Genomic DNA, 15,899 nt, shown 5'->3' on the forward strand with positions numbered 1-15,899 from the left:
TGCCTGCCTATCACAAAATTAAACATCGCTCTGACAATTCGAGTCAAATGGTTTTTTGAAGAGAAATTTTCATATCCCCGTTGACAGGGGCCAAATCCTGAAGAATTCTTTTCATTAACGATTGATGAAGCGATCGAGGGGCCGGTGACATTGTTGAGTGCAGCGGAGGGCGGCCCGGTTGCCGTCGAGAATGCCGAGGGCGCGAGCCCTGTGGTCATCGTCTGCGAGCACGCATCGCGCACCCTGCCGGAAAGCCTCGGCACGCTCGGTCTTTCCCCCGAAGCTCTTCTCAGCCATATCGCCTGGGACCCCGGCGCGCTTGCCGTGTCGCGTTACATGGCGCAGTCGCTCGATGCGACGCTGGTGCACCAGCGCTTTTCCCGGCTCGCCTATGATTGCAACCGGCCGCCGGAATCGCCCGGCGCCATGCCGGAAACCAGCGAAGTCTATGCCGTGCCCGGCAATGCCGCCCTGTCGCACGAGGCGCGCGCCGCCCGTGTCGAGGCGCTCTATTTCCCGTTTCACCGGGAAATAGATGCGCTGCTGCGGGCGCGTCTTGCCGCTGGCGTGATGCCGGTTCTGGTCACGGTTCACAGCTTCACGCCGGTCTATTTCGGCAAGCCGCGCGCGGTCGAGGTCGGCATCCTGCATGACGAGGACGCGCGTCTGGCCGATGGCATGCTCTCGGCTGCCGAAAAGGCGGCGCGCTACGATATCCGCCGCAACGCGCCCTACGGGCCGGAAGACGGCGTGACGCATACGCTAAAATTGCACGGGCTGGCCAACCGCCTGCCCAATGTAATGATCGAGGTCCGAAACGACCTGATCGCTGACGATAACAGCCAAAGGGTCATGGCTGATTATCTGACGGGGCTGCTGCGCGAAAGCCTGCAGTCGATGTCGAAACAATAAAACAAGACCCAGGGGAGCGGCATGTCCGCGGAGTGTGGCCATGGCTTGCCATGGACCAGGCATTGGAGGCTTTCGGCAATTCCGCCGACGGCCCTGTCGTTACAGGGGAAAATCAATGTCAGATTATTCTGATTCAGATAAAAAGGCGGATATGCAGGTCCTGCATTCCATGGGCTATGCGCAGGAGCTGGAGCGGCGCCTCAGTTCGTTTTCGAATTTCGCGGTGTCCTTTTCAATCATCTGCATTCTTTCGGGCGGTATCAACTCGCTGGCTCAGGCAACCGCCGGCGCCGGCGGCGCTGCGATCGGCATCGGCTGGCCGATCGGCTGCTTCGTGTCGCTGGTCTTCGCCATCGCCATGGCGCAGATTTCGTCGGCCTATCCGACGGCCGGCGGCCTCTATCACTGGGGCTCGATCCTCGGCAACCGCTTTACCGGCTGGCTGACCGCGTGGTTCAACCTGCTGGGTCTCGTCACCGTTCTCGGCGCCATCAATGTCGGTACCTACTACTTCTTCATGGGCACCTTCGGCACGCCGTATTTCGGCATGGAAGACACGACGGTCACCCGCATCATCTTCCTCGCCGTCATCACCGGCGCGCAGGCACTGGTGAACCACATGGGCATCGGCCTGACGGCGAAGCTCACGGACTTCTCCGGCTACCTGATCTTCGCAACCTCGATCGCGCTCGCCATCGTCTGCCTCACTGCTGCCGATACCTATGAGTTCGGGCGGCTCTTTACCTTCGCGAACTATTCGGGCGAAGCCGGCGGCAACGTCTGGCCGGCGACTTCGGGCGGCTGGGTGTTCCTGCTCGGCCTGCTGTTGCCGATCTACACGATCACCGGCTACGACGCCTCGGCCCACACTTCGGAAGAAACCGTCAAGGCGGCGCATTCCGTGCCGCGCGCCATGGTCTATTCCGTGCTCTGGTCGGCGCTGTTCGGCTATATCATGCTGTGCTCCTTCGTGCTGATGCTGCCGAACATGGACGACGCTGCAAAGCAGGGCTGGAACGTGTTTTTCTGGGCGATGAGCGAACAGGTCAACCCGACCGTCAAGGACATCCTCTACTTCGCCATTCTGCTGTCGCAGTGGCTGTGCGGTCTGGCGACGGTAACCTCGGTTTCACGCATGATCTTCGCCTTCTCGCGTGACGGCGGCCTGCCGGCCTCCAAGGCGCTCGCCAAGGTCAGCCCGACCTATCGCACGCCGGTCGCCGCCATCTGGACCGGCTCTATCCTGTCGGTGCTGTTCGTCTGGGGCTCGTCGCTCGTCACCATCGGCGAAACGCCGGTCTATACGATCGTCGTGTCCTGCACGGTCATCTTCCTGTTCTTCTCCTTCGCGATCCCGATCACGCTCGGCCTTTTCGCCTGGGGTACGTCGAAGTGGGACAAGATGGGTCCGTGGAACCTCGGCGAAGGCACGTTCAAGCTGTTTGCCGTGCTCTCGGTCCTGGCGATGATCCTGATCTTCGTGCTCGGCATCCAGCCGCCGAACGATCCGGCGCTCTATGTCACCGTCGGCTTCCTGGTGCTCACCGGCATCATCTGGTTCGGCTTCGAGACGCGCCGCTTCCGCGGCCCGCCGATCGGCGACGAAGTGGCCCGCCGCCAGGCGGAGATCGCGGCTGCCGAAAAGGCTGTCGGCGAGCACTGATCGCCTTTGCTGCGAAGGCTGCCCCCAAGCGGCCTTCGCCCTCCCTTTTTCCGGCCCGCGCGGCCGGCCTCCATTACAAGGCCCGAAATCATGACTGCAATCTACACGTTCGAAGAGTTAAAGACTGATGTCGCCGAGGGGCGCATCGACACCGTGCTCGCCTGCCAGGTCGACATGCAGGGCCGCCTCATGGGCAAGCGCTTCCAGGCGGAATATTTCATCGAGAGCGGCTATGAGGAGACCCATAGCTGCAACTATCTGCTCGCCACCGACATGGAGATGGACACCGTCTCCGGCTACAAGTCGACCAGCTGGGAGGCGGGCTACGGCGACTATACGATGAAGCCGGATCTTTCGACGCTGCGCCGCATTCCGTGGCTCGAGGGAACGGCGCTGGTGCTCTGCGACCTGCTCGATCACCATACGCATCAGGAAGTGCCGCATTCGCCGCGCGCCATCCTGAAGCGTCAGGTGAAGCGCCTCGAAGCCATGGGCCTCAAGGCCTATATGGCAAGCGAGCTGGAATTCTTCCTCTTCGACCAGAGCTATGACGATGCGCGCGAAAGCGGCTACCGCGACCTCAGGCTCGTCAGCGGCTACAACGAGGATTACCACATCTTCCAGACCACCAAGGAAGAGGATGTGATGCGGGCGATCCGCAAGGGCCTGCAGGGCGCCGGCATTCCCGTCGAGAATTCGAAGGGCGAAGCCTCCGCCGGTCAGGAAGAGATCAACGTGCGCTATGCCGATGCGCTCGCCATGGCTGACCGCCACGTGATCATCAAGAACGGCTGCAAGGAAATCGCCTGGAGCCGCGGCAAGGCCATCACCTTCCTCGCCAAGTGGCATTATTCGGCTGCCGGCTCGTCTTCGCATATCCACCAGTCGCTGTGGAGCCTTGACGGCAAGACGCCGCATTTCTTCGACAAGGATGCCAAATACGGCATGTCGGACATGATGCGCCATTACGTCGCCGGCCTTTTGACCCACGCCAGCGAAATCACCTATTTCCTCGCGCCTTACATCAACTCCTACAAGCGCTACATGGCCGGCACCTTCGCGCCGACCAAGGCCGTGTGGAGCAAGGACAACCGCACCGCCGGCTACCGCCTTTGCGGCGAAGGCACCAAGGGCATCCGCATCGAATGCCGCGTCGGCGGCTCCGATCTCAATCCCTATCTCGCCATGGCCGCCCTGATCGCCGCCGGCATCGCCGGCATCGAGGGCAAGCTGGAGCTTGAAGCCCCCTTCGTCGGCGACGCCTATGGCGGCGGCAGCGGCGTGCGCGAAATCCCGAAGACGCTGCGCGATGCGACGAGCTTCATGACCAATTCGGAAATGCTGCGCGAAGCCTTCGGTAACGATGTGATCGACCACTACACCCGCGCGGGGCAGTGGGAGCAGGAAGAATACGATCGTCGCGTGACGGACTGGGAGGTGGCGCGCGGCTTCGAGAGGGCGTAAAAGCCGTCGGCGTTTTGCATATTGGCCGGATTGCCGCGATGCCGACAGGCAACGGGTGGTCCGGCTTCATCTTGACCATATGGTGTGCTTGTACGCTGGTCGATGAAACACGGATAAACCAATAGGAAAACTGATCATGACAATGATCCAATGTATTTCACCCATCGACGGTTCGGTTTACGCCGAACGCCCGGCTCTGCCGCTGGAAGCTGCCCGCGAAGTCGTCGCGCGTGCCAGGAAGGCGCAGAAAAGCTGGGCGAAGCGGCCGTTGGAAGAGCGCGTTCAGCTCGTGCTGAAGGGCGTGGCGCGCCTCAATGAAATGGTCGATGAGGTCGTGCCGGAACTGGCCTGGCAGATGGGCCGGCCGGTGCGCTACGGCGGCGAGTTCCGCGGTTTCAACGAGCGCTCCAACTATGTCGCGACGATCGCGGCCGATGCGCTGGCCCCGCTGGTCATCGAGGAGAGCGCCAGCTTCGAGCGCCGTATCGCGCGCGAGGCCCATGGTGTCGTCTTCGTCATCGCGCCGTGGAACTATCCCTACATGACCGCGATCAACACGGTTGCCCCGGCGCTGATGGCCGGCAACACGGTCATCATCAAGCATGCCAGCCAGACGATCCTCGTCGGCGAGCGCATGGTGCGCGCCTTCAACGAGGCCGGCGTGCCGGAAGACGTCTTCCAGAACATCTTCCTAGACCACAACACCACCTCGGCGCTGATTGCCGAAAAGAGCTTCGATTTCGTCAACTTCACCGGTTCTGTCGAAGGCGGACGCTCGATTGAGCGGGCTGCCGCCGGCACCTTCACGCCGCTTGGCCTCGAGCTTGGCGGCAAGGACCCCGGCTATGTGATGGAAGACGCCGATCTCAACGCCGCTGTCGATACGCTTATGGATGGCGCAACCTTCAACTCGGGACAGTGCTGCTGCGGCATCGAGCGCATCTATGTGCACGAAAGCCTCTATGACGATTTCGTCGAAAAGTCCGTTGCCTGGGTTTCGAACTACAAGCTCGGCAACCCGCTCGACAAGGAAACGTCGCTCGGCCCGATGGCCCACAAGCGCTTTGCCGCGACGGTGCGCGCCCAGATCACTGACGCCGTCGCCAAGGGCGCCAAGGCGCTGGTCGATCCGAAGTTGTTTCCGGCCGATGACGTCGGCGCTTATGTCGCCCCGCAGATCCTCGTCGATGTCGATCATTCGATGGAATTCATGCGCGAGGAAACCTTCGGTCCCGCTGTCGGCATCATGAAGGTGAAGAATGACGCTGAAGCGCTTTCGCTGATGAACGACAGCAAATACGGCCTCACCGCCTCGCTCTGGACCAAGGATGCCGAGCGCGCCGCGCGCATCGGTGCCGAAATCGAAACCGGCACCGTCTTCATGAACCGTGCCGATTATCTCGACCCGGCGCTGTGCTGGACCGGCGTCAAGGAAACCGGCCGCGGCGGCTCGCTTTCGGTCATCGGCTTCCAGAACCTCACCCGCCCGAAATCCTATCACCTGAAGAAAGTCACAGCATGACCATCACCGCCAACTGGAGCTACCCGACCGCCATCAAGTTCGGGGCAGGGCGCATCAGCGAGCTTGCCGATCATTGCAAGGCGGTCGGCATGAAGAAGCCGCTTTTGGTCACCGACCGGGGCCTCGCCCCGATGGCGATCACGCAGAAGGCGCTCGACATTCTCGAAGCTGCCGGCCTCGGCCGCGCCATCTTCGCCGACGTCGATCCGAACCCCAACGACAAGAACCTCGAAGCCGGCGTAAAGGCCTTCAAGGATGGCGGCCATGACGGCGTCGTTGCCTTCGGCGGCGGCTCGGGCCTCGATCTCGGCAAGGCGGTCGCTTTCATGGCCGGCCAGACGCGTCCCGTCTGGGATTTCGAGGATGTCGGCGATTGGTGGACGCGTGCGAGCGTCGAAGGCATTGCGCCGATCATCGCCGTGCCGACCACGGCCGGCACCGGCTCGGAAGTCGGCCGCGCCTCGGTCATCACCAATTCCGAGACCCACACCAAGAAGGTGATCTTCCATCCGAAGTTCCTGCCGGCCGTGACCATATGCGACCCGGAACTGACGGTCGGCATGCCGAAGGTCATCACCGCGGGCACCGGCATGGATGCCTTCGCCCACTGCCTCGAAGCCTATTCCTCGCCCTTCTACCACCCGATGTCACAGGGCATCGCGCTTGAAGGCATGCGCCTCGTCAAGGAATACCTGCCGCGCGCCTATAAGGACGGCACGGATATCGAAGCCCGCGCCAACCTGATGTCGGCCGCCGCCATGGGCGCCGTTGCCTTCCAGAAGGGTCTGGGTGCCATCCACTCGCTCTCCCATCCGGTCGGTGCGATCTACAACACCCATCACGGCATGACCAACGCCGTGGTGATGCCGCCGGTGCTGCGTTTCAACCGTCCGGCCATCGAAGGCAGGATCGCAAGTGCGGCCGCCTATCTCGGTATTTCCGGCGGCTTCGACGGCTTCTACGACTACGTGCTGAAGCTGCGCGAAGAACTCGGCGTTCCCGACAAGCTTTCTGCGCTCGGCGTCGGCACAGACCGGATCGACGAGATGTCGGAAATGGCGATCGTCGACCCCACCGCCGGCGGCAACCCGGTGGAATTGACGCTCGAAGCGGCAAAGCAGCTCTTCAAGGAGTGCATTTAACCTTTAAGGCCCCAGGCGGCTTTGACGCTCAGGCCCGGAAACCATTGTGTTTCCGGGCTTTTTTCGTGCGTGGATGCCTTGCGTCGGGCTGAGTAGTTAATTCTGGCGAGGCGGTCTTCAGAGTTTATTAACCACGTTCTGAAAGGTTCTGGTAACCGAAGCGCGATCGAAACGGGCGCTTGACGAGAGCCATGCCGGGGCTCGGGCCATCATTCAGACGGGGACAGACCATGCCAGTCATTACATTTGCGAACACCAAGGGCGGCGCGGGCAAGACGACCGCCGCCTTGATCCTCGCACAGGAACTTGCGCGCACGGGCGCGCGGGTCACCATTCTCGATTGCGATCCGCAGCACTGGATCACCACCTGGCACGAGATTTCCGTGTCGGTGCCGAACGTGCAGGTCATCTCCTTTGTGAGCATGGCCAATATCCAGACCCACATTGCCGAGAACCGCGCTAATACCGATTATTTCGTCATCGATCTCGCCGGCGCCCGCAACACGCTGATGGCAACGGCGATCGGCATGTCCGACCATGTGATGATCCCGATCCAGGGCTGTGCCATGGACGCCAAGGGTGGGGCGCAGGTGCTGGAACTGCTTGCCTATCTCAAGGAAAAGGCCGGCATTTCGATCAATCATTCCGTGGTGCTGACCCGCGTCAACTCGCTCGTCACCACCCGCGCGCTGCAGGTGGTCAAGACGCTGCTCTCCCAGCGCAACGTCCCGGTGCTCGATACACCGATCATCGAACGCGCCGCCTTCCGCGATATCTTCGACTGTGGCGGCACGCTCCAGACCATGGACCCGGAGCGGGTGAGCAACCTCGAAAAGGCCCGCGAAAACGCCCGCGCCTTCGGCGACGAAGTCCGCCGCCTGGTGCCGCTACGCACCACGAGTTCGGCCCGCCGCGCGGCTTGACGAATTTCTTAGCACGCAAAAAGCCCCGTCCTCTCCGGCGGGGCTTCTTTTTTGGGCGCCTTTTGGCGGCCCGAAAACTCTCTCCTCCGTCGTGCTCGGCCCTGAGCCAGGCATCCATCAGCACCTCCATTCGGCGAGAGGCTGGAAGACCCTCGGGTCAAGCCCGAGGGTGACGGTAGAGGGTGTGGCGAGGCCTTCTTTGTCTTAAAATCGATGGTCGATCAGGTGCTTGGCCTGGGCGCCGACATGGTAGAAGGCTGATTTCGGCGCGCGCCAGGGATCGGGTGTCACCGGCGTTTCGGCGATCGGAATGGCGTTTTCATCGCCGAGTACGCGCTGCGCCAGCGCCCGGCCGAAGACGGTGCCCGGTGCGATGCCGCGGCCGTTATAGCCGCTGACGGAGAACACGTTCGGCGCGACCTGATGCGTCTGCGGCAAGTGGTTGGTGGTCATGCCGATGCGGCCATCCCACCAGTATTCGAATTTGATATCGCCGATCTCGGGGAAGATCTTGCGAACGGAGCGCATGGCAAAGGCGCGGTGCGTGCCCTCGGCCATGGCATCAAGGCGGCCGATGCTGCCGAAGATCATGCGGTTCTGCTTGTCGGTGCGGAACGAGGTCATGACGAGGCCGGTATCCCAGCAACCCTGCCGCTCCGGCAGGATTTTTTCAGCGACCTTGGCCGGCAGCGGATTGGTGGCGAACTGGAAGTAGGGCAGGATGGTCAGCTCTTCCGTGTGGGCCGTCCACGGCGTCTTGCCGACTGTCGCACCATAGGCGTTGGTGGCGAGGATCACATGCTTTGCCGTTATGCGGCCGCGCGGCGTCGTCAGAAGCCAGACGTCGCCCTTGCGCTCGGCGCCTTCCAGCGGTGTTTCGGTGTGGATGCGGGCACCGGCGGCAAGGGCGGCGTGGGCAAGACCGCGGGCATAGGCGAGCGGCTGGATCGTGCCGGCGCGGCGGTCGAGCAGGGCGCCGGCAAAACCTTCAGCACCCGTCAGTTTGCGGGCGCGCGCGGCGTCTAGAACCTCGACCGGGGCGCCGAATTTCTTCCACTGGGTCTCGCGTTCCCGGATGTCTTTCACGCCCTCGGCACCTACGGCCATGTGCAGCGTGCCGTTGCGGACGGCTTCGCATTCCATGCCGTGCTTTTCGACGAGGGAGTAGACGAGCGAGGGGCCGTCGCCAAGTTCCGTCAGCAGCCGTTCCCCGACGGCCTTACCGAGCGTGGCGATCAGGTCGTCGGGCTTCGTCCACATGCCGGCATTGACGAGGCCGACATTGCGGCCGGAACCGCCGAAGCCGATCATACGCGCTTCGATGACGATGGCGTTCACACCCTTTTCCGCGAGATGCAGCGCGGCCGAGAGGCCGGTAAAGCCGCCGCCGATGATCGCCACATCGACGGTGACGTCACCGTTGAGCGGCGTCGTTTCGGGCGCCGCCGGCGCGGTCGCATGCCAGAGGTTGGGAAGAGCGCGTTCGGCGGCCATCGGTGTCGTCCTTGAAAAGTCTGTGAGCAGCTTTGTAACAGATAGAGCAAGCGGGCGCGCTTGTTTCATGAGAACATCTCATGAAGTCATGAAGCATCGCTCTGGACTGAAGGAAGGCGAACGAGGCCAAGGCCTCAATCGACGAACTCCACCGTGGTTCCGACGCTCACCATCTTGGCAAGCTCGGTCGCATCCCAGTTGGTCAGGCGAATGCAGCCGTGGCTCTGGGTCTTGCCGATCTTCGACGGTTCGGGCGTGCCGTGGATACCGTAGGTCGGCTTCGACAGTGCGATCCAGACGGTGCCGACCGGGCCGTTCGGTCCCGGCGGGATCGATAGGATCTTGTCGTTGGCGCCCTGCTGGAAGTTGATCTTCGGATTATAGGTGTAGCCCGGATCGAGCGCGATGCGATCGACCTGCACCGTACCGGATGGTGAGGGCGTATCGGCCGAACCGATCGAGGCCGGATAGGCAGCGATCAGATTGCCGGCATCGTCATAGGCGAAAAGCTGCTTGCGAGCCTTGTCGGCGAGGATGCGCGCCACTTTGCCGGTTTTCTTCTCGCCGGGCGAAATGACCTTGATGATCGTGCCTGGAACCGTGAAATCGACACCGGGGTTCAGTTCACGCAGGTAGGTTTCGTCCATGTGGAACTTTTCGCCCAGCATCTCCGTCGTCGAGGTGAAGGAGAGGTGCGGAAGCATCGCCTTATGGGCGTAATCTTCCGGGATCGAGGCGACATAAGGACCGGCGGCGTCGGCAGCCGTGATGGTATACGAGGTGATCGGCAGGCCGCCGCTCAGCCGTAGCCGCTCCAGAATATCATCGGTGTTGTTCGGATCGAGCGTTTCGCCGGTCGCCTGCTGCCAGGCCTCGATCGCCTTGGTGACGTTCGAGCCCTTCTTGCCGTCGATCACGCCCGGCGAAAAGCCTTCGCGGTCGAGAAATACCTGCAGCGCGGTGATTTCCGCGCTGGACTTCTTGCCGATGGCCGCAGCCGGCGGCAGGGTCGGTCCCCTCGGACTGTCTTCCAGTGCCGGCAGGGCGGCGCTGTCGTTTTCATCGGGCAGGGAGGCCGTCTGCGAATCGGGCAGCGGCTGGCGCTCGACATTCGGAACGCTGTCGCGGTAATCCGGGATCGAGCCGGTTATATCGCCCGGCTGGCGATAGGCGGGGTCGCGATAGTCCGGGGCGGAACTGTAGACGGTATCGCCATAACGGCGCACCGAGGAGCCGTAGCCCTGATTGCCATACGAGCGGCTTGCCTCGTTGCGACCGAAACCATCGACGGCCTGGCCACCACGGCGGCCCGAGCCCATGACGGTGGCGACGATATTGCCCCAGTTGTCGACGAGCACGGTGCGGCCGCGCCGGTCGCGCGTGAGGGTGACTTCGCCTGATTCGGGGATGTAATCGAGAATCTCGCCCTGCGGCGTGACGAGCACCGCATCGGGCGGCAGGCGGCCGAGATCCTGGGCGGCAGCGGTTCCCGCGCAAAGGCCGAGCGCACTGGCGGCGGCGAGAAGGAAAATCGTGGTCCGGGGCGTCACTTTTGTAAACCTGCTGTCTTCGGTTGGTTTTCGGCGCGTAGAAATCAAATGAGACGGTAATATGAAAAATCTGAATTCATGATGAACATCCCGTTAAGTGCGATGTAATTTCAACGCATGGCTCTTTCAAGGCAATGCCGGCTTGCCTATCAAACGTCTAAGGGCCGGGTTTGGTTGCAGGTTTTGCAAGGGAGATGTCTATGCCGATTCGTATCGCAGGTGAGGGTGGCGAGGGGGATTTCCATATTCTTCTCGACCGGCAATCGGCGCTGAATATCGGCGCTTTCGTCGTCGATGGCATCGATCTTTCGCCGGGAACCGCCATTCCTTCCGATGGCGATCCGCGCATCGACCACGCGCTGAAGGGCTTTCTCTTCACCTGCGGCCCGGAGCATATCCGCCATCCCGAGGAAATCGAGGACGGCGCGGGCACATATCCGCTGCACGGCTCGCTTGCCGGCACGCGGGTCCTCGAAGCACGGATGGCCGGGATGGAGGGCTGCACGGGCGTCATCGAACTCGATCTAGCGGGCGGCGGTCGGGCGCGACTGGAGCGGCGCTGGTCCGTCGATGCCGGCGCCGTTCATCTTTACGACCGACTGACGAATATCGGCGACAAGGCCTTTGCCCCGATGATGATGTATCACATCAATCTCGGCGGCTGGCTGATGGCCCCGGAAACCGTGATGTCGGCCGATGCTTTTGCCGGAGAACCCCGCCCTTGGCGCTTCGGGGAAGGGGAAAGCGCCCATTTCTGCCTTCCGGCACACGGACGAGACGGCTGGAGTGATGTCGTTCTCGGACCGTTTCCCGCGCTTTCCGGCCGCTCGCTGCAGGTGCGCTTTGCGACCGCGACACTGCCGTATCTGCAGATGTGGCGCTGTGAGCGCGGTGGGGCCAATGTCATCAGCATCGAACCCGTTTCCCATCGCATCGCTAAGCGGCCGGAGCTTGCGGCAGCCGGCGAGATGCTGCCGCTGCAACCCACAGCTTCGACTTCCTACGAACTGACCTTCCGCGTCGCCTGAACCCGCGATTGACGCCGCATGTCGCGGGTCTTACATCAGACCGACATTTTCCGAGAAAGGGCTTTGCCATGGATATTCGCCAGATCAACGATGAATACTCGGTCAGCGGACAGATCGCCGTCGAGGATCTCGATGAGATCAAGGCAATGGGTTTCAAATCCATCGTCTGCCACCGCCCGGACCACGAGAGCCCGGACCAGCCGGACTTCGCCCTCATCGCCGCGCGCGCCGAAGAACTGGGCCTCGATATCGCCCATATCCCGGTCGGCCCCGCCGGTGTGACCGCCGATGCCGTGCACCAGATGGTTGACGCGCTCGACGCTTTCGAGCGCCCGATGCTCGGCTATTGCCGCTCCGGTGCCCGCTCGACGGCCGTTTACCAGCAGACGCAGCACATTCGGAACTGAACTGCCCGGCTCCAATTGGTAAGCCCCCGACTCTCTTCCGTCATGGTCGGGCTTGACCCGACCATCCATCAGTCTCTCCGTTCGGGCAGGGGCTGGAAGATCCTCGGGTCAGGCCCGAGGATGACGCAGAGTGTGGAGTTGGCGTTCGTCCAAAAAGCAGAAACAAAGCAAAACGGCGCGTTCCCCACGCGCCGTTTCGTTTCTCAGCGCCTCAACCGGCGCGAATCTGGCTCAGCGTGCGTGCCGGCGTGATCGCTTCGGGATCGAGCTTGATCTCGATGATCGAGGGCTTTCCGCTTGCCCGTGCGCGTTCGAAGGCGGCGGCGAAGTCTTCCGTCTTTTCCACCGTTTCGCCATGGCCGCCATAGGCGCGGGCGAGTGCCGCAAAATCGGGATTGGTGAGGTCGGTCGCGCTGACGCGGCCCGGATATTCCCGCTCCTGATGCATGCGGATCGTGCCGTAGATGCCGTTGTTGATGACGAGTGTGATGATCGGAAGGTTATATTGCACGGCGGTCGCAAATTCCTGCCCGTGCATCAAGAAGCAGCCGTCGCCGGCAAAGCAGATGACGTCCCGATCGGGAAATAGCTTTTTAGCCCCGACGGCAGCCGGCAGCCCATAGCCCATCGAACCGGAGGTCGGCGCTGCCTGCGTGCCGAACCGGCGGAAGCGATGGAAGCGGTGCAGCCAGGTCGCATAATTGCCGGCGCCATTGGTGAAGATCGCATTCTCGGCCACATTGGCCTCGATCCAATCCATGATCGGTCCCATCTGCACCGCGCCCGGACCGGTCTGCGGCGGTGTCGACCAGCCGAGATAGGCCTCGTGCATCTGCTTCGTCCGCCCGCCCCAGGCCGGCGCGCTTTTTGGAGCGGAAGCCGAGAGGGCTGCCACGAAATCGTCGGGTGCTGCGGCAATCGCCAGATCGGGGCGATAGACCCGGCCAAGCTCGCTCGGATCGGGATAGACATGCACCAGCGTCTGCTTCGGATAGGGCACGTCGAGCAGCGTATAGCCCGAAGACGGCATTTCCGACATGCGCCCGCCGACCAGCAGCACAAGGTCCGCCTCCTTGATTTCCTTCGCCAGCGCCGGGTTGATGCCGATGCCGACATCGCCGGCATAGCTCGGATGGAGATGATCGAACAGCATCTGGCGGCGGAAGGAGCAGCCGACCGGCAGTTGCCAGCGTTCGGCAAAATCGCGGAAGCCGGCGACGGCCTGTTCATTCCACCGCGTGCCGCCGATGATGGCGATCGGGCGTTCGGCCTTGGCCAGCAGAGCCTCCAGGCGGGCGATCTGGCTGGGGCCGGGGTGGCTTTCAACCGGCACGGCGGCGCGGGCGGAGACCGCTTCCACTTCCCTGGTCAGCATGTCCTCCGGCAGCGACAGCACGACCGGGCCGGGACGGCCGGAGGTCGCGATCGCAAAGGCGCGGGTGACGAATTCGGGAATGCGGGCGGCGTCGTCGATCTCGCCGACCCATTTGGCGATCTCGGTAAAGGCACGGCGATACTCCACTTCCTGGAAGGCTTCGCGCTCGCGCGCATCGCTCTGCACCTGGCCGATGAACAGGATGACCGGCACGGAATCCTGCCGTGAGATATGCAGCCCGGCCGAGGCATTCATGGCGCCCGGACCGCGGGTGACCATGCAGATGCCGGGCTCGCCCGTCAGACGCCCCCAGGCGTCTGCGATCATCGCCGCGCCGCCTTCCTGACGGCAGACGACGGATTCGATGCCGCTGTCGTAAAGTGCGTCGAGCACGGCGAGATAGCTCTCGCCCGGCACGCAGGAAATACGTTTCACGCCGTTCGCCTTCAGCGCATCGACGATCAGTTGACCTCCGGTTTTCATGTCTGCTCCTCCAAGCATGCGGCCGGCTAGATTGCCGGCGATACCGGCGCGATGCCGGCGGATTTGTTGACCCGGCGCTCCCGCCAGATGATGTAAAGGCCCGAGCCGATAATGATGGCAATGCCGAGCCATTTCAAAGCGTCCGGCAGGTGATCGAACACCAGCCAGCCGAAGATGGTCGCCGAGACGATTTCCAGATATTGCAGCGGCGCCAGCACCGAAGCAGGCGCTGCCCGATAGGCATAGACCCCAAGGATGCCCGAGATCGTTGCGGTCACGCCGACGCCGAGCAGATAGAGCATCGCCGTGCTGTCCGGCATGACGGGATCGAGGATATCCGAGCCGGTTCCCTTGCCGAAAAACAGCAGTACGGCGCAAAACAGCATGCCCCAGATGCCGGCATGAAACTGCATCGACCACGGGTCCTCGTTCTTCGCCACCAGCCGCGTTACCAGCAGGAAAACCGCGAGCATGAAAGCTGCGACGACAGGCAGAAGCGCGATCAGCCCCACTTCCTGAAGGCTCGGCTGGATGACCAGCATAGCCCCGAAAAAGCCGACGCCGCAGGCGGTATAGCGCCGCCAGCCGATGGTCTCCTTCAGGAAGATACTGCCGAGAATGGTCAGCATGATCGGCTCGACGAAGAAGATGGCGATGGCATCCGCAACCTCCATCACCTTCAGCGTCGTGCTGAAGGAGAGCATGGCCGCGACCAGCAGCGCACCGCGCAGGGCATGCAGCGCCGTCTTCTTCCAGGTGAGTTCGAACAGCGTGCCGCGCATCGCCACGATCGGCAGCAGGAACAGCGCCTGCAAAACGAAGCGTGCGCCTGTGATTTCGCCGGAGGGCACCGTGGCGATGGCAAGCTTGGAAAAAATGTCGATAAGCGGCGCCAGCAGCACAGAGATCACCATCAGGCTCATGCCGAGCGATACGTCGTCCCTGCGGGCAGTTCCCGAAATTGCGTTGTCCGTCATGCTCTGCCTATGCCTTGCGCCAGCCGTTTGCGACGGCGGCACACCACGCTGCGAAGTCCCGCATCGGGCCTTCGCGGTCTTTTTCATTGAGGGTTTCGTGGCGCATCTCGGGATAGAGCCGCGTCGTCACGTTTAGAAGTCCATGTCGCTTCATGCGCTCGCCAAGCCAGCCGATGGCGCGGCCGCCATTGGTCGCTGGGTCCTGCCCGCCGCCGACGAGGTGGATCGGCAGCTTTGCCGGCAGGCGGCGCAGGCGCTCACTGCTTGCGCCGGCAAAGGTCAGCCGGAAGATATCGATCCACATCGAAACGCTGGCATCGAAACCGCAGAGCGGGTCGGCGATATAGGCGGCGACTTCGCGCTCGTCGCGAGAAAGCCAGTCGAACGGCGTCTTGTGGCCGGGGATGGATTTTCCCCAGGCGCCGAAGGTGAGCGGCGGCAGAATGGTGCTCGGCACATCCGAACCCTTCAGCATGCGCTCTCCGGCAAGGATGACGAGTGCGGCACGACCCGCGAGGCCCGGATTTAAATTGGAGTTCCAGACCGCAAGCCCATCGTAAAGCTCGGGATTTTCTTCCGCCGCATTGAGCGCGATCAGCCCACCCATGGAATGCCCAAAAAGAATGACAGGCAAATCCGGGTGTTCAGCCTTGGCGACGCCGGCTATGGCGGCGATATCCTCGACCACCTTCTTTGGACCCTCGGCTTGCGCATAGCGCCCAAAGGGCGCATCCGCCCCTTGCGTCGCGCCGTGGCCGCGATGATCGTGGGCATAAATGTGAAAACCTTGCACCGCCATGAAATGGGCGAAGCGGGCATAGCGGGCGGAATGTTCGGCAAGGCCGTGGCTAAGCAGGAGCACGCCACGTTCCGGCGCGGCCGCAGCCTGCGACCGCCAGGCGAGCGTCGCACCTGTCGGGCTTCGCAGCGCCTTCACCTCCTGAAACATCATGCCTCCC

General features: G+C 62.6%; 13 protein-coding genes. 8 read left to right on the forward strand and 5 right to left on the reverse strand.

Translation table 11 applies throughout. The features are described 5' to 3' along the window. The first annotated feature begins 144 nt into the window (after positions 1-144). From ASC86_RS14570 to ASC86_RS14595, 6 genes are all read left to right on the forward strand, one after another. The gene (locus ASC86_RS14570; RefSeq protein WP_082510183.1) at positions 145-912 is read left to right on the forward strand and encodes an N-formylglutamate amidohydrolase; all 768 of its coding nucleotides are present in this window, start codon (positions 145-147) and stop codon (positions 910-912) included. 115 nt (positions 913-1,027) lie between these two features. Next, positions 1,028-2,575: an amino acid permease gene (locus tag ASC86_RS14575; RefSeq protein WP_056322289.1), complete on the forward strand. Its 1,548-nt coding sequence runs from the start codon at positions 1,028-1,030 to the stop codon at positions 2,573-2,575. A gap of 90 nt (positions 2,576-2,665) precedes the next feature. Next, positions 2,666-4,039, forward strand: a complete 1,374-nt coding sequence (locus ASC86_RS14580) for a glutamine synthetase family protein (RefSeq protein ID WP_056322291.1) — start codon at positions 2,666-2,668, stop codon at positions 4,037-4,039. Between the two features lie 136 nt (positions 4,040-4,175). Further along, a complete protein-coding gene (locus ASC86_RS14585) occupies positions 4,176-5,561 on the forward strand; it encodes an aldehyde dehydrogenase family protein (RefSeq protein WP_056322294.1) in 1,386 nt (461 codons plus the stop codon). Further along, a complete protein-coding gene (locus tag ASC86_RS14590) occupies positions 5,558-6,703 on the forward strand; it encodes an iron-containing alcohol dehydrogenase (protein ID WP_056322296.1) in 1,146 nt (381 codons plus the stop codon). Before ASC86_RS14585 ends, ASC86_RS14590 begins: the two co-directional genes overlap by 4 nt. Before the next feature lie 230 nt (positions 6,704-6,933). Then, positions 6,934-7,626, forward strand: a complete 693-nt coding sequence (locus ASC86_RS14595) for a ParA family protein (protein ID WP_056322300.1) — start codon at positions 6,934-6,936, stop codon at positions 7,624-7,626. A 204-nt stretch (positions 7,627-7,830) separates the two neighbouring features. On the opposite strand, the gene ASC86_RS14600 is transcribed toward ASC86_RS14595, so the two are convergent. Together ASC86_RS14600 and ASC86_RS14605 are read right to left on the reverse strand one after the other, a co-directional pair. Further along, positions 7,831-9,120 carry an FAD-binding oxidoreductase gene (locus ASC86_RS14600; protein WP_056322304.1) on the reverse strand — a complete coding sequence of 430 codons (1,290 nt, stop codon included), beginning with the start codon at positions 9,118-9,120 and terminating at the stop codon, positions 7,831-7,833. Positions 9,121-9,254: 134 nt separating this feature from the next. Further along, entirely contained in the window at positions 9,255-10,670 is a 1,416-nt protein-coding gene (locus ASC86_RS14605) for a L,D-transpeptidase (protein WP_082510185.1), read from the reverse strand. Positions 10,671-10,870: 200 nt separating this feature from the next. On the opposite strand from ASC86_RS14605, the gene ASC86_RS14610 reads away from it, so the two are divergent. Together ASC86_RS14610 and ASC86_RS14615 are read left to right on the forward strand one after the other, a co-directional pair. Beyond that, positions 10,871-11,698, forward strand: a complete 828-nt coding sequence (locus ASC86_RS14610; RefSeq protein WP_056322305.1) for a DUF4432 family protein — start codon at positions 10,871-10,873, stop codon at positions 11,696-11,698. A gap of 68 nt (positions 11,699-11,766) precedes the next feature. Then, positions 11,767-12,105: a TIGR01244 family sulfur transferase gene (locus tag ASC86_RS14615; protein ID WP_056322308.1), complete on the forward strand. Its 339-nt coding sequence runs from the start codon at positions 11,767-11,769 to the stop codon at positions 12,103-12,105. A gap of 211 nt (positions 12,106-12,316) precedes the next feature. Here the strand turns inward: ASC86_RS14615 and ASC86_RS14620 are convergent, their stop codons facing one another. Genes ASC86_RS14620 through ASC86_RS14630 form a run of 3 tightly spaced genes read right to left on the reverse strand, consistent with a single transcriptional unit; the run spans position 12,317 to position 15,889 of the window. Next, positions 12,317-13,963 carry a thiamine pyrophosphate-binding protein gene (locus ASC86_RS14620; protein ID WP_056322310.1) on the reverse strand — a complete coding sequence of 549 codons (1,647 nt, stop codon included), beginning with the start codon at positions 13,961-13,963 and terminating at the stop codon, positions 12,317-12,319. A 26-nt stretch (positions 13,964-13,989) separates the two neighbouring features. Continuing rightward, entirely contained in the window at positions 13,990-14,940 is a 951-nt protein-coding gene (locus ASC86_RS14625; protein ID WP_056322313.1) for a DMT family transporter, read from the reverse strand. A 7-nt stretch (positions 14,941-14,947) separates the two neighbouring features. After that, on the reverse strand, positions 14,948-15,889 hold the full coding sequence (locus tag ASC86_RS14630; protein ID WP_056322653.1) for an alpha/beta hydrolase: 942 nt from the start codon (positions 15,887-15,889) through the stop codon (positions 14,948-14,950). Positions 15,890-15,899: the final 10 nt, after the last annotated feature.

It is taken from the genome of Rhizobium sp. Root1212 (genome assembly GCF_001424985.1).
In the GTDB taxonomy this organism is placed as follows: Bacteria; Pseudomonadota; Alphaproteobacteria; order Rhizobiales; family Rhizobiaceae; genus Pararhizobium.

Bases quoted from the DNA above. Each gene is read 5' to 3' on its own strand.
- ASC86_RS14600 (WP_056322304.1), bottom strand. From the start codon at position 9,120: ATGGCCGCCGAACGCGCTCTTCCCAACCTCTGGCATGCGACCGCGCCG.
- ASC86_RS14625 (WP_056322313.1), bottom strand. From the start codon at position 14,940: ATGACGGACAACGCAATTTCGGGAACTGCCCGCAGGGACGACGTATCG.
- ASC86_RS14580 (WP_056322291.1), top strand. From the start codon at position 2,666: ATGACTGCAATCTACACGTTCGAAGAGTTAAAGACTGATGTCGCCGAG.
- ASC86_RS14585 (WP_056322294.1), top strand. From the start codon at position 4,176: ATGACAATGATCCAATGTATTTCACCCATCGACGGTTCGGTTTACGCC.
- ASC86_RS14590 (WP_056322296.1), top strand. From the start codon at position 5,558: ATGACCATCACCGCCAACTGGAGCTACCCGACCGCCATCAAGTTCGGG.
- ASC86_RS14615 (WP_056322308.1), top strand. From the start codon at position 11,767: ATGGATATTCGCCAGATCAACGATGAATACTCGGTCAGCGGACAGATC.
- ASC86_RS14620 (WP_056322310.1), bottom strand. From the start codon at position 13,963: ATGAAAACCGGAGGTCAACTGATCGTCGATGCGCTGAAGGCGAACGGC.
- ASC86_RS14630 (WP_056322653.1), bottom strand. From the start codon at position 15,889: ATGTTTCAGGAGGTGAAGGCGCTGCGAAGCCCGACAGGTGCGACGCTC.
- ASC86_RS14575 (WP_056322289.1), top strand. From the start codon at position 1,028: ATGTCAGATTATTCTGATTCAGATAAAAAGGCGGATATGCAGGTCCTG.
- ASC86_RS14595 (WP_056322300.1), top strand. From the start codon at position 6,934: ATGCCAGTCATTACATTTGCGAACACCAAGGGCGGCGCGGGCAAGACG.
- ASC86_RS14610 (WP_056322305.1), top strand. From the start codon at position 10,871: ATGCCGATTCGTATCGCAGGTGAGGGTGGCGAGGGGGATTTCCATATT.